The 12550-nt window shown below is 71.8% G+C and carries 12 protein-coding genes; 6 read left to right on the top strand and 6 right to left on the bottom strand.

Going from position 1 to position 12550, the window contains the following annotated elements; genetic code table 11:
• Positions 1-87: 87 nt before the first annotated feature.
• From ACRAKI_RS02215 to ACRAKI_RS02205, 3 genes are all read right to left on the bottom strand, one after another.
• Complete coding sequence (locus ACRAKI_RS02215) at positions 88-1329, bottom strand: serine/threonine-protein kinase (protein WP_447005377.1); 1242 nt, start codon at positions 1327-1329, stop codon at positions 88-90.
• Between the two features lie 195 nt (positions 1330-1524).
• Positions 1525-1731, bottom strand: a complete 207-nt coding sequence (locus tag ACRAKI_RS02210) for a cold-shock protein (protein WP_033432301.1) — start codon at positions 1729-1731, stop codon at positions 1525-1527.
• Between the two features lie 91 nt (positions 1732-1822).
• The gene (locus ACRAKI_RS02205; RefSeq protein WP_447008308.1) at positions 1823-2467 is read right to left on the bottom strand and encodes an AIM24 family protein; all 645 of its coding nucleotides are present in this window, start codon (positions 2465-2467) and stop codon (positions 1823-1825) included.
• Between the two features lie 54 nt (positions 2468-2521).
• Here ACRAKI_RS02205 and moeA point away from each other — a divergent pair, with 54 nt between their 5' ends.
• From moeA to ACRAKI_RS02185, 4 genes are all read left to right on the top strand, one after another.
• The gene (gene moeA / locus ACRAKI_RS02200) at positions 2522-3736 is read left to right on the top strand and encodes a molybdopterin molybdotransferase MoeA (protein WP_447005376.1); all 1215 of its coding nucleotides are present in this window, start codon (positions 2522-2524) and stop codon (positions 3734-3736) included.
• Between the two features lie 175 nt (positions 3737-3911).
• Complete coding sequence (locus ACRAKI_RS02195; RefSeq protein ID WP_447005375.1) at positions 3912-4625, top strand: phosphatidylserine decarboxylase; 714 nt, start codon at positions 3912-3914, stop codon at positions 4623-4625.
• A gap of 4 nt (positions 4626-4629) precedes the next feature.
• The gene (gene pssA / locus ACRAKI_RS02190; RefSeq protein WP_447005374.1) at positions 4630-5601 is read left to right on the top strand and encodes a CDP-diacylglycerol--serine O-phosphatidyltransferase; all 972 of its coding nucleotides are present in this window, start codon (positions 4630-4632) and stop codon (positions 5599-5601) included.
• Between the two features lie 161 nt (positions 5602-5762).
• Positions 5763-8156, top strand: coding sequence for an AAA family ATPase (locus ACRAKI_RS02185; protein ID WP_447005373.1), 2394 nt, complete (start codon positions 5763-5765; stop codon positions 8154-8156).
• Positions 8157-8304: 148 nt separating this feature from the next.
• Here ACRAKI_RS02185 and ACRAKI_RS02180 read toward each other — a convergent pair whose 3' ends face one another.
• Together ACRAKI_RS02180 and ACRAKI_RS02175 are read right to left on the bottom strand one after the other, a co-directional pair.
• On the bottom strand, positions 8305-8976 hold the full coding sequence (locus tag ACRAKI_RS02180) for a LytR C-terminal domain-containing protein (protein ID WP_447005372.1): 672 nt from the start codon (positions 8974-8976) through the stop codon (positions 8305-8307).
• A complete protein-coding gene (locus tag ACRAKI_RS02175) occupies positions 8973-9269 on the bottom strand; it encodes a DUF3263 domain-containing protein (RefSeq protein WP_447005371.1) in 297 nt (98 codons plus the stop codon). Before ACRAKI_RS02175 ends, ACRAKI_RS02180 begins: the two co-directional genes overlap by 4 nt.
• A 111-nt stretch (positions 9270-9380) precedes the next feature.
• Here ACRAKI_RS02175 and ACRAKI_RS02170 point away from each other — a divergent pair, with 111 nt between their 5' ends.
• Positions 9381-9965: a peptide deformylase gene (locus tag ACRAKI_RS02170; protein WP_447005370.1), complete on the top strand. Its 585-nt coding sequence runs from the start codon at positions 9381-9383 to the stop codon at positions 9963-9965.
• A 6-nt stretch (positions 9966-9971) separates the two neighbouring features.
• On the opposite strand, the gene ACRAKI_RS02165 is transcribed toward ACRAKI_RS02170, so the two are convergent.
• Positions 9972-10688, bottom strand: coding sequence for a hypothetical protein (locus ACRAKI_RS02165; RefSeq protein WP_447005369.1), 717 nt, complete (start codon positions 10686-10688; stop codon positions 9972-9974).
• A gap of 201 nt (positions 10689-10889) precedes the next feature.
• Between ACRAKI_RS02165 and thiC the strand changes: the two genes are divergently transcribed.
• The gene (gene thiC / locus ACRAKI_RS02160) at positions 10890-12539 is read left to right on the top strand and encodes a phosphomethylpyrimidine synthase ThiC (protein ID WP_447005368.1); all 1650 of its coding nucleotides are present in this window, start codon (positions 10890-10892) and stop codon (positions 12537-12539) included.
• Positions 12540-12550: the final 11 nt, after the last annotated feature.

Below are 12550 nucleotides of genomic sequence, written 5' to 3'. Positions count from 1 at the left end.
AGTCCCAGCCTGCGTGTTGGCACTCAGGTGGTCCGAGTGCCAATACCGTGTTTAGCACTCGACGGAGGAGAGTGCAAGAAAAGCTGGTCAGGGGGACGTCCGAACGGGCACGCTCGTGGGCAGCGGTTTGCCGCTCGTCGTGCCTCCCACCTCGATGGACTGGCTGGCGCCCGGCGAGCCGCCCGGTCGTGGCGGTTCGTCCTTCGGGGTGAGGATCACCACGAGGATGACGATCAGCACGATCGCCACCGCGCCCGCGCCGACGGGCGCGAGCCACTGGGGCCGGGACTTGCCGGTGCCGGTGAACGCGCTCGCGCCGACCTGGGCGGGCGGGCGCAGCCGCACCGGGTCCTGCAGGAAACCCGGCTGCGGCGGCTGCTGCTGCGGGTAGGCCGGCCGGTAGGGCTGGGCGGGCACGCCGCCGGTCTGCGGACCCGCCGGCGGACCCATCGGCGGCCCGCCGACATCGGCGCGGCGGGGCGGCGGGGTGCCCTGGGGCGCGGCGGACAGCGCGACGCGGGCCGCCGCGACCAGCTCGGCGCACGACCCGTACCGCTGGGACGGGTCCTTGGACGTGCCCTTGCGCAGCACGTCGTCGATGGCCGGCGGCAGCGACACGATGGCGGTCAGCGGCGGGATCTCCGCGCCGAGGTGCCCCTGGATGACGTCCTGCACGCTGCCCTGGAACGGCGGGCGCCCGGACAGGCACGCGTAGACCATGCACGCGAGCGCGTACTGGTCGGTGCGGCCGTCGAGCGGTTCGCCGCGCAGGTGCTCGGGCGCGGCGTAGGTGGGCGAGCCGAGGAAGTCGCCGGTGCGGGTGCGGTGCCCGGTGGCGCCGCGCCTGGTCAGGCCGAAGTCCGCGAGGTAGACGTGCTCGCCCGCCGCTTCCTTGGTGGTGACCAGCACGTTCGCCGGTTTCACGTCGAGGTGGACGAGGCCCTTGCCGTGCAGCATGTCGAGCGCTTCGGCGACCTGGCCGAGCAGCGCCAGGGTGCGCGCGGGCGAGAGGGGGCCGTCCTTGATGTGCGACGCGAGGTCCTGGCCGTCGACGAGCCGCATCGCGATGTAGAGCAGCCCGTCGACCTCGTCGAAGTCGTAGAGCGGCACGATGTTGGCGTGGTCGATGGCCGACGTGTTGCGGGCCTCGTCGACGAACCGCTCCCGGAACTCGGCGTCCGCGGTGAGGTGTTCGCCGATGACCTTCAGGGCGACCTTGCGACCGAGCCTGACGTCCGTGGCCTTGTAGGTGACGCTCATGCCACCGCGGCCGAGCACGCCGTCGATCCGGTAATGGCCCAACCGTCGCCCGCTCAGGTCCTCTGACACGCGGGGCAGCCTAACGTCCCTGCACAGGGGTTCGCGCCGGGTTGCGGGCAATCGTTGCCCGCCGGCAACCGCCGCCCGACCGTCACCCGACCGTCGTGGGCTCCCAGGGCTCCGGGAGGTCCGGGGGAGCGGACGCTCCGGAGGCGGAGGCTCAGGGAAGGCGCCCGACCCGCCGGGTGGCGGGCCGGGCGGGGATCACGATGCCTTCCGGACGTCCGATGCCTGACTGCGGCCGTCGCGGCCCGCCTGGATCTCGAACTCCACCCGGTCGCCCTCGGCCAGCGTGCGGAAGCCTTCCATCTGGATCGCCGAGTAGTGCACGAAGACATCCGGCCCGCCGTCGGCCGCGATGAAGCCGTACCCCTTCTCCGAGTTGAACCACTTGACCGTGCCGACAGCCAAGACGTCCTCCTTTGAGAAATACCCTGAGCAAACCGCCACGCTAGAGGCACGAGGGGGTTCGCCGATACCTCCTTATGGAGTCATGACGGCTTTACGGGCGGGCGCTGAATCCGTTGTCCCGCAACCAACTGACGAGTCCGCGCGGGCTGCGGGTCCGGGTGAGCACGAGACCGGGGCCGGCGAAGTCGAGAACGAGTCCTTCACCGTTCCGCACGGATTGGGGCGCGCCGGGAGAAACCGCGCGAAGCCGACACTGGACGGTATCGGCGAAAGCGACGACGTGGCCGCTGTCGAGCGTGACCAGTTCACCGGGTTCGAGCGTGACCACGTCGAGGGTGCCGTAGCAGCTGAGGACGACGGTCCCGGTGCCGAACGCGTAGGTGAGGAAGCCGTTGTCGCCGCCGTGCAGCGCCCGCACGGGCGGTGCGGACGGGTCCAGGCGGACGGTCGCGCCGGACGCGAGCCAGCCGTTGCGGGAGACGCACCAGCCGGTGGTGCCGTCGAGTTCCAGCACGTGCAGGTCGCCGGGCAGGGGCGGCGCGACGTCCACCCAGCCGCCTTCGGCGCTCGCGGTGCACAGGGCGGCGGTGAGACCGGGAGCCTTGGCCTTGACCTCGATGCCGACGCCGTAGCTGGTCGCCAGCACGGACGACCGCTCGACGAGCACCGGCTCGGCGGGCGCGAGCACGAGCCTTGCCACCCCGAACACAGGGGTGTGGCGGGTCCTGACCTGCAACTCTCCCCCTGTCGTGATCAGCCGGTTCGAGCAGTCTGCCACGGGGCGGGCAGGATGGTGCACGTGTCCAACACGCTGACCCGAGTCGCTGATCACAAGGCCCGCGTCGCCGGGCTGCTGGGACCGATGCCGGTGGTGGAGCGGCCGGTCGGGGACTGCCTCGGCCTGGTGCTGGCCGCCGACGTGGTGGCGTCGGTGCCGCTGCCGCCGTTCGACAACTCGGCGATGGACGGGTACGCGGTGCGCGCGGCGGACGTGGCGTCACCACCGGTGGAGCTGCCGGTGACGGACGACATCCCGGCCGGGCGGACGTCGTCGGCGCCGCTGGAGCCGGGCGCCGCGCACCGGATCATGACGGGCGCGCCGATGCCGGCCGGTGCGGACGCCGTGGTGCAGGTGGAGTGGACGGACGGCGGCACGTCGGTGGTGCGGGTCGACCGCGGGGTGGCGGTCGGGGCGAACGTGCGGCGGATGGCGGACGACGTCGCGGTGGGCACGACGGTGCTGCGCGCGGGCACGATGCTGGGTCCGGCGCAGCTGGGGTTGGCGGCGGCACTGGGGTTCGGCGCGCTGGCGGTCCGCCGCCGGCCTCGGGTGCTGGTGCTGTCGACCGGGTCGGAGCTGGTGGGGCCGGGTGTGCCGTTGGCGCCGGGGCAGATCTACGAGTCGAACGGCGTGATGCTGGCGGCGGCGGTGCGCGAGGCGGGCGGTGAGGCGGAGCTGCTGCGGTTCGTGCCGGACGACGTGGACGAGTTCCACGCGGCGATCGGGCCGCGGCTGGCGTCGGTGGACCTGCTCCTCACGTCCGGCGGGGTGAGCGCGGGGGCGTACGAGGTGGTGAAGGACGCGTTCACCGGGCGGGGCGTGGAGTTCACGAGGGTCGCGATGCAGCCGGGCGGGCCGCAGGGCGCGGGGCGCTACGAGGGTGTGGCGGTGGCGACGCTGCCCGGGAACCCGGTGAGCGCGCAGGTGTCGTTCGAGGTGTTCATCCGGCCGGCGCTGCGCGCCGCGATGGGGTTCTCCCGGGCGGAACGGCCGACCGCGGTCGCGCGGTTGAGCGCGCCGGTCACGTCGCCTGCGGGGCGCACGCAGTTCCGGCGCGGCGCTTACGATTCGGAGTCGGGACAGGTGGTGACGCCGGTCGGCGGGCCGGGGTCGCACCTGCTGTCGGCGTTGGCGATCAGCAACTGCCTGATCGAGGTGCCGGAGGACGTCACGGAGCTGACCGCGGGCACCGAGGTCGCGGTGCGCCTCCTGCACGGAGAGTAGTTTCGGGTTGACCGTCCGACGTTGATCATTGATGTGACCCGGATTACACTCGTGGTGTTCCCCGGTCCGGTCGGTCCGTGCGTTCGTCGGGGGACGCACGGGCGGGCGGGCCGGGGGCCGGCGGAGCCGCGTAGCGTGTGGCGGGCCGGAAGCACCGCCCTGACACGGAAGAGCCATGACCTCCGATCGCGACAAGAACAGTGGTGCCGTCTCCCACTTCGTAGAGCTCGCCCGGGGCATCGTTCCCCCGATGCACCCCGCGGGCCGTCCCTTCGTGGCGGGCGCAGCCGTCGCGACACTGCTGCTGCGCCGGTTCTCCCGGCGCTTCGGTGTCGCGGGGGCGTTGCTGACCGCCTGGGTCGCGTGGTTCTTCCGCGAACCCCAACGCACCACGCCCACCCGACCGGGTGTCGCCGTGGCGCCCGCCGACGGCACGGTGTCGCACGTGGTCGAGGCCGCGCCGCCCGCCGAGCTTGGCCTGGGTTCCGCGCCGATGACCAGGATCAGCGTGTTCCTGTCGGTGTTCGACGTGCACGTGCAGCGCGTGCCCGTGCCCGGCCTGATCCGGCAGGTGTCGTACCGACCGGGCAAGTTCCTGTCCGCGGACCTGGACAAGGCGAGCGAGGACAACGAGCGCAACACGGTGTGGCTGAGCACGCCGTCCGGACAGGACGTGGTGGTCGTGCAGATCGCCGGTCTGGTGGCGCGGCGGATCGTGTGCGAGGTCGCCGAGGGCGACAAGGTGGCGGTCGGGCAGACGTACGGCCTGATCAGGTTCGGCTCGCGGGTCGACCTGTACGTGCCGGCAGGCAGCAGGGTGCTGGTCGAGGCCGGGCAGCGCACCATCGGTGGCGAGACCGTGCTCGCCGAGCTTCCTTCGGAGGGCTGAGCGGATGGCTCCGAGCGGGCCGGGTATCAGGCTGCTGCCGAACGCCATCACGGTGCTGGCGATGTGCGCCGGGTTGTCGTCCGTGCACTTCGCGATCAGCGGGATGTACGGGGCGGCGATCGGTTCGATCGCGGCGGCGGCGGTGTTCGACGGGTTGGACGGGCGGATCGCCCGGATGCTCGACGCGACCAGCAAGATGGGCGCGGAGCTGGACTCGCTGGCGGACGCGATCTCGTTCGGGGTCGCGCCCGCGCTGGTGATCTACGTGTGGAAGTACGACCCGGGCCGCGAGGGCTGGGTCGTCGCGTTGATCTTCGCGGTGTGCATGGTGCTGCGGTTGGCGCGGTTCAACACGTTGCTGGAGGTCGAGCAGCCGCCGTTCGCGAAGGAGTTCTTCGTGGGCGTGCCGGCGCCGGCGGGCGGGCTGCTGCTGCTGCTGCCGCTGATCGTGGACGAGCAGGTGGACCGGGCCGGGTGGTGGTCGGAGCCGGTCGCGGTGGCGGTGTGGACGGTCGCGATCGCGCTGCTGCTGGTGAGCCGGATCCCGACGCTGTCCGTGAAGACCATCAAGGTGCCGCCGAGGTACGCGGCGCCGTTGCTGGTGCTGGTCGGGTTGCTGGCAGCGGCGGTGATCACGTTCCCGCTGGTGGCGTTGATCGCGGCGATGCTGGTGTACCTGGGGCACCTGCCGTACTCGGTGCGGCGGTACCGGTGGCTGGCGAAGCACCCGGAGGCGTGGTCGGTGGCGGCGGCGGACCGGCGGGCGATCAAGCGGGCGCACGGGGTGGCGGCGCGGCGGTTGGGGTTGCGGCAGCCGTTGCGGGGTCGGGTGGCCGGTGCGGCGATCCGTGCCGTGCGGCGGCCTCGCCGGGTGGCCGATCCCACTCAGGTGGCGGCGGAGACGAACGGCCAGTCGAGCCCGGGCAAGCGTCGCGGATGGCGCCAGATCGGCCTCCGCCGGCACGATCGCCCGTGACCGCTTGAACTGTGCCTGACCTGCTGTTTCCTGTCCTGTTGACGAACACTGACGGGTGATCATCACGGCACCTTCAACGGAAACGTCGTTATTCTCGCTCTCGAACGTCGGTTGAAACAACGAGGCCGCGACCAACCGCAGACCCAACTACGCTCGACCCCGTGATCACCCTGACGGCCCGCCTCTCCCCCTCGGCCATCGACACCCGCCGGGGCGTGGTCCGCCTCCACCCGGAGGTACTGGACGCCCTCGGGCTGCGCGCGTGGGACGCGGTGCGCCTGACCGGAGCGCGGGTGAGCGCCGCCCTCGCCGCCGCGACCACCGGCGACGGCCCGCCAGGGGTGGTGTTCGTGGACGACGTGACCCTGTCGAACCTGGGCGTGGTCGAAGGCGCGGAGATCGTGGTCGCGCCGGTGGACGTCGCCGCCGCCCGGACCGTGACGGTGGCCGGGTCTCGGTTGGCGAGCACGTCGCTCACGCCCGAGACGCTGCGCATGGCGTTGACCGGCAAGGTGCTGACGGTCGGCGACGCGGTCTCCCTACTGCCGCAGGACCTGGCCCCGCCGCCTGGTGCGGACGTGAGCGCCACGCGGCGCAAGCTGTCGAATGCCATCGGCATGACGTGGACCAACGAGCTGCTGACCATCACGTCCGCCGACCCCGCTGGTGGGCCGGTGGCCGTGCAGCCGTCGACGGTTGTCGGCTGGCGGGATGGTGCGCGGACCGGTGACGTGCCTGCTGTCGTGGCCGGGGCCGGTTCGGGTGCGGGGGCCGGCTCGGGCGCTGCGGCTGGTTCGGGTGTGGGTTCTGGTTCTGGTCTGGCCGGCGCGGGCCCGGTGGGCGCGGGCTCGGTGGGCGCGGGCTCGGTGGGCGCGGGCTCGGTGGGGGTCGGGTCGGCGATGGGTTCCGGGTCGGCGGGTTCTTCGGCGGGATCCGGGTTCGGGGCGGCCGGCGTGGGCGGGGCTGCGGCGGTTGAGGCTGCGGCGCCTGTTGTGCCGACTGTGCCGGTTGCCGATCTTGTCGGGCAGCAGGAGGCGGCCAAGCGGCTCGCCGAGTGGCTCGATCTGACGTTCAGCCACCCCGAACTCCTGGCGCGGCTCGGGGCCACGCCCCGGTTGGCGGCGTTGGTGAGTGGACCCGAAGGGGTCGGCAAGGCGACGTTCGTGCGGGCTGTCGCGCACGGAGCCGGGGCGACCGTCGTGGAGGTCGCGGCGCCCAGCGTCGCCGTGCTGGAGGCCAACGCAGCAGCTCAGCGGGTGGCGGACGCGCTGGCTTCGGCGCAGTCGCCGGCGGTGTTGCTGCTGACGGACGTGGAGGCGTTGTTGCCCGCGTCCACGCCTCCGCCGGTGGCGACGGTGGTGCTGGACGCCCTGCACCGGCGTCCCGACGGGGTCGCGCTCGTCGTCACCAGCGCCCACCCGGAGGCCATCGACCCCCGGCTCCGGGTGCCCGAGCTGGTGGACCGCGAGCTGGTCCTGCCGTTGCCGGACGGGTCCGTTCGGACCGAGTTGCTGCGGATGCTGCTGCGCGACGTGCCCGTCGAGTCCGATGTGGACCTGGGTGTGGTGGCGGATCGGACTCCTGGGTTCGTTGCGGCGGACCTGGTGGCGTTGCGGCGGGAGGCCGCGGTGCGGGCGGCCATGCGGCAGCGGGACGTGGACGAGCCGCGGGTCGCGCAGTCGGACCTGTTGGGGGCGTTGGAGACGGTTCGACCTATCTCTATGTCGACTTCCGACACGTTGCGGACCGGTGGGTTGACGCTGGACGACGTCGGCGACATGGTCGAGGTCAAGCAGGCGTTGACGGAAGCCGCGCTGTGGCCGTTGCAGTACCCCGATTCCTTCGCCCGCCTCGGTGTCGCGCCGCCGCGCGGCCTCTTGCTGTACGGGCCGCCGGGATGCGGCAAGACGTTCCTGGTGCGGGCGCTGGCCGGGACCGGACGGCTGAACGTGCTGTCGGTGAAGGGCGCCGAGCTGATGGACAAGTTCGTCGGCGAGTCGGAGCGGGCGGTTCGCGAGTTGTTCCGGCGGGCTGCCGAGGCGGCGCCGGCGTTGGTGTTCCTGGACGAGGTGGACGCGTTGGCGCCCCGGCGCGGCCAGTCGTCCGACTCCGGTGTGTCCGATCGGGTGGTGGCCGCGCTGCTGACCGAGCTGGACGGGGTGGAACCGCTGCGGGACGTCATCGTGCTGGGCGCGACGAACCGGCCGGACCTGGTGGACCCGGCGCTGCTGCGGCCCGGCCGGTTGGAGCGGCTGGTGTACGTGCCGCCGCCGGACGCCGAGGCGCGGGCCGAGATCCTGCGTGCTTCGGCCCGGAACACGCCGTTGGCGTCGGACGTGGACCTCGACGCGTTGGCGGAGGAGTTGGACGGCTACTCGGCGGCGGACTGCGCGGGGTTGATCCGGGAGGCCGCGTTGACCGCGATGCGGGAGTCGTTGGCGGCGGCGGAGGTGACGGGTGCTCACCTCGCTTCGGCGCGTGCGGCGGTTCGGCCCTCGTTGGACCCGGCGCAGCTCGCCGAACTGGCCGCCTACGCCAAGTCACGCGAACGGTAAGTCGCGGACGGGTGAGGGTGGACGGGCGTCGGCGGGCAGGCGTCGGCGCACGGCAGGTTCGGGGTGCCGGAGCGGACGGCTCGCGGTGCGCGAGTGGACGACTCGCGGTGCGCGAGTGGAGGGCTCGCGGTGCGTGGGCGGGCTGGGGTTAGGAGACCTTGGAGCCTGGGCCCTTGTAGTCGTTGGTCACGATCACGATGATGCCGGGCTGGGCGGCTTGGATGCCGTCGAAGCGGGGTTTGACCTCGGCCTTGAGGAGGGTGGCCAGTTCACGGGCCGACGATTCCTCGTTGGTGCCGGGGCGGTAGTAGACCGTGGTGGTGGGGATGTTCCCGGACGAGTAGTTGCCCTTTTCGGCGACCTGCCAGCCGGCTCGTTCCACGTCGCCGGTCGCGCGGGCGGCCAGGCCCTGGGTGGTGCTGTTGTTGTACACGCGCACCGGGGGCTTGGGGATCGTGGCGACGGGCGGTGGCGGCGGGGTGTCCGCGGCTCCGGTGGTGGGGTCGACGGTCGGGGGCTCGTCCGAGGGCGCGGGCGTCGTCGGCTCGCTGGTCGGGGACGCCGTGTCGGAGGCGCCGGGCGTGTCGGATGTCCCCGGGGTCTCGGAGGTGCCGGGCGTGTCCGAGGTGCCGGGCGTGCCGGGCGTGCCGGAGGTGGCGGACGGTGGGGTGGGCTGGGCGGCGGGGGTGTCGTCGTCAGGGCCGCCGACGAACAGGCTGGCCACGCCGATCACCAGGGCGATGGCGGCGACGCCGAGCAGTGCGTAGCCCGCGGCGCGCGCCGGGTGGGCGGGCCCTGTCGACTGTTCGGGTTTGGTCATCGGCGCTCGACGCCCAGCCGCTTGGCCGCGCGGGCGCGTTGCCTGCCGGAACGGGACCTGCGCAGTCTCTTGATCAACATCGGATCGGCGGCCAACGCCTCTTCCTTCTCGATCAACGCGTTGAGCAGCTGGTAGTACCGCGTGGGGGACATGTCGAACAGCTCCTTGACGGCCTGTTCCTTCGCACCCGCGTACTTCCACCACTGGCGTTCGAAGGCCAGGATCTCGCGCTCCCGGTCGTTCAAACCGTCGGCCGGCCCCTCCGCCGGCGCCAGTGCCTCTGCGGCGTCCATCTGGCTCCTCAGCCGTGTCCCGTGCGTGGGTGCCATTACATCACGTGATCTTCGCGAGGGTCGGCTCATCGGTCGGCGCGTCCGATGAGGCGCGCCGATAGGCTGGGCGTCATGGCAGTTCACCCGATCCGGATCGCCGGAGATCCCGTGCTCCACCACCCGACCCGCCCGGTCGAGGCGTTCGACGAGGCGTTGCGCTCCTTGGTCGACGACATGTTCGAGACGATGGCGGCGGCGCACGGCGTGGGCCTGGCGGCCAACCAGATCGGGGTCGACCTGCGGTTGTTCGTCTACGACTGCCCGGACGACGAGGGTGTGCGACACCGGGGTGTGGTGGTGAACCCGGTGTTGGAGACGTCGGACGTGCCGTTGGGGATGCCGGATCCGGACGACGATTTCGAGGGGTGCCTGTCGGCGCCGGGCGAGACGTACCCGACGGGTCGGGCGCAGTGGGCGAAGGTGACGGGGTTCGACGGTGACGGCAAGCCCGTCGAGGTCGAGGGCACGGGGTTCCTGGCGCGGTGCCTTCAGCACGAGACGGATCACCTGGACGGGTTCCTCTACCTGGACCGGCTGGTGGGGCGGCACAAGCGGGCCGCCCGGAAGATGGTCAAGGCGAACGGCTGGGGTGTGCCCGGCCTGTCCTGGGACCCGGCGACGTCGCCCGACCCGTTCGCGGACGACGAGGACGAGTAGCGGCGGCTAGGCCTGGTCGGCGGGTTCGGGGTGCCGGAACGCGGCGGCGTCCGGCTGGTGGTCGACCCGGGTCGGGGCTTCGGGTCGCCGCCACGGCAGTTCGGGGAACGACGCCAGGTCGACGTGCGTGGTGCAGCCGGCGAGGTCGGCGTACGCCCCGGCGAGGACGGCGGCCCGGATGCGCTGCACCTGGCCGACCGTCGGCAGGTACCCCACCAGCAGGAACGGCAGGAGCAGCCGCCACGCGCCGACGGTCGCGGCCCGTGCCCGGTGCGGTGCGCGCAGGGCGGCGCGGGCGGCGCGCAACGCGTGCTCGCCGGCGGTGATGGACCTCGGGTAAGCGGCGTGGTCCCAGGACCAGCGCAGGCCTTCGGCCATGGCGCACCGGACGCAGTCGACGGGTCCGGTGCCGAGTTCGCCGCCGCACTGGGAGCAGACGACGAGGGTCATGGCCCAGTCGGTGCACGTCCACGGGTGCCGGCCGACCTCGTCGGCGAGCACGAGTTCGGCCAGTTCGCGCTCCCCCGAGCCGCCTTCGGCGAGCTGTTCGGCGGCGAGCAGCTCCTGCCAGTCGAGCAGCCAGTACTGGTCCACGAGTTCGGCGCAGAACCGGCATCCGGGGTAGCCGCGGCCGGCGAGGTCGCCGCACGACGGGCATGGCGAGACGGCGGCGGGGCGGGCCACGCGCCGCGCGCCGGGCGGGAACGGCTGGTGATCAGCCACGCGGTGAAAGGTACGCGTATTCGGGCGGCGTTGGCATCCGCGGCTTGGCATCGGGACCGAGCCGTGGCATGGTCAGGCCGATAACTCAACACACGCGGGAGCTCGCGCCACAGCGGGCTGAGAGGGTGGCTGGAGCCAGGGGCTCCGGTGCCGCCGACCGCCTGAACCTGACCGGGTAATGCCGGCGTAGGGAGGAATGTCGTGACGGCACTTGACGACCGTTCGGTCAAGCCCAGTGTCACCACCGGGCCGATCTCCGGCTCGCACAAGGTTCACCGAGTGGTGGACGAGGACGTGCGGGTGCCCTTCCGGAGGGTGGAGCTGACCAATGGTGATCATGTCGATCTGTACGACACTTCCGGTCCGTATACCGACGACGACGTCACCATCGACGTCCACAGTGGACTTCCCGCGTTGCGCGCGGGGTGGGTCGCGGAGAGGGAGCCGGTCAACGGGGCGGTGACCCAGCTGGCGTACGCGAAGGCCGGGGTCATCACGCCGGAGATGCGGTTCATCGCGGCGCGCGAGGGCATGAGCCCCGAGGTCGTGCGGGACGAGGTGGCGATCGGTCGGGCGGTCATCCCGCTCAACCGGAACCACCCCGAGGCCGAGCCGATGATCATCGGCAAGAAGTTCCTGGTGAAGATCAACGCCAACATCGGCAACTCGGCCGTGACCTCCTCGATCGAGGAGGAGGTGGAGAAGATGGTGTGGGCGGCCCGGTGGGGCGCCGACACGATCATGGACCTGTCCACCGGGAAGCGGATCCACGAGACGCGTGAGTGGATCATGCGGAACTCGCCGGTGCCGATCGGGACGGTGCCGATCTACCAGGCGCTGGAGAAGGTGGACGGCGATCCGGCGAAGCTGTCGTGGGAGGTGTACCGCGACACGGTGATCGAGCAGGCCGAGCAGGGCGTCGACTACATGACGGTGCACGCGGGCGTGTTGCTGCGGTACGTGCCGCTGACGGCGCGCCGGGTGACGGGGATCGTGTCGCGCGGCGGGTCGATCATGGCGGCGTGGTGCCTGGCGCACCACAAGGAGAGCTTCCTGTACACGCACTTCGAGGAGCTGTGCGGGATCCTGCGCGAGTACGACGTGACGTTCTCGCTGGGTGACGGGCTGCGGCCGGGGTCGATCGCGGACGCCAACGACGAGGCGCAGTTCGCCGAGTTGCGGACGCTGGGCGAGTTGACGCACATCGCGCGGGCGCACGACGTGCAGGTGATGATCGAGGGTCCGGGTCACGTGCCGATGCACAAGATCGCGGAGAACGTGCGGTTGGAGGAGGAGTGGTGCGGCGAGGCGCCGTTCTACACCCTCGGGCCGCTGGCGACGGACATCGCGCCGGGCTACGACCACATCACGTCGGCGATCGGTGCGGCGCAGATCGGCTGGCTGGGCACGGCGATGCTGTGCTACGTGACGCCGAAGGAGCACCTGGGGCTGCCGAACCGGGACGACGTGAAGACCGGCGTGATCACGTACAAGATCGCGGCGCACAGCGCGGACCTGGCCAAGGGCCACCCGGGGGTGCAGGAGTGGGACGACGCGCTGTCGAAGGCGCGGTTCGAGTTCCGGTGGGAGGACCAGTTCAACCTGTCGCTGGACCCGGACACGGCGCGGTCGTTCCACGACGAGACGCTGCCCGCGTCGCCGGCGAAGACGGCGCACTTCTGCTCGATGTGCGGGCCGAAGTTCTGCTCGATGAAGATCACCCAGGACGTGCGGCGGTACGCGGAGGAGCACGGTCTGTCCACTGTGGAGGCGATCGAGGCGGGCATGTCGGAGAAGTCGCACGAGTTCGCCGACCACGGCAACAAGGTCTACCTGCCGGTAGTGGATTGAGCGGGGTCGGC

Source organism: Saccharothrix isguenensis, assembly GCF_052936305.1.
Note: the sequence above shows the minus strand (reverse complement) of the source record. Positions and strands in the feature narration are given on the sequence as shown.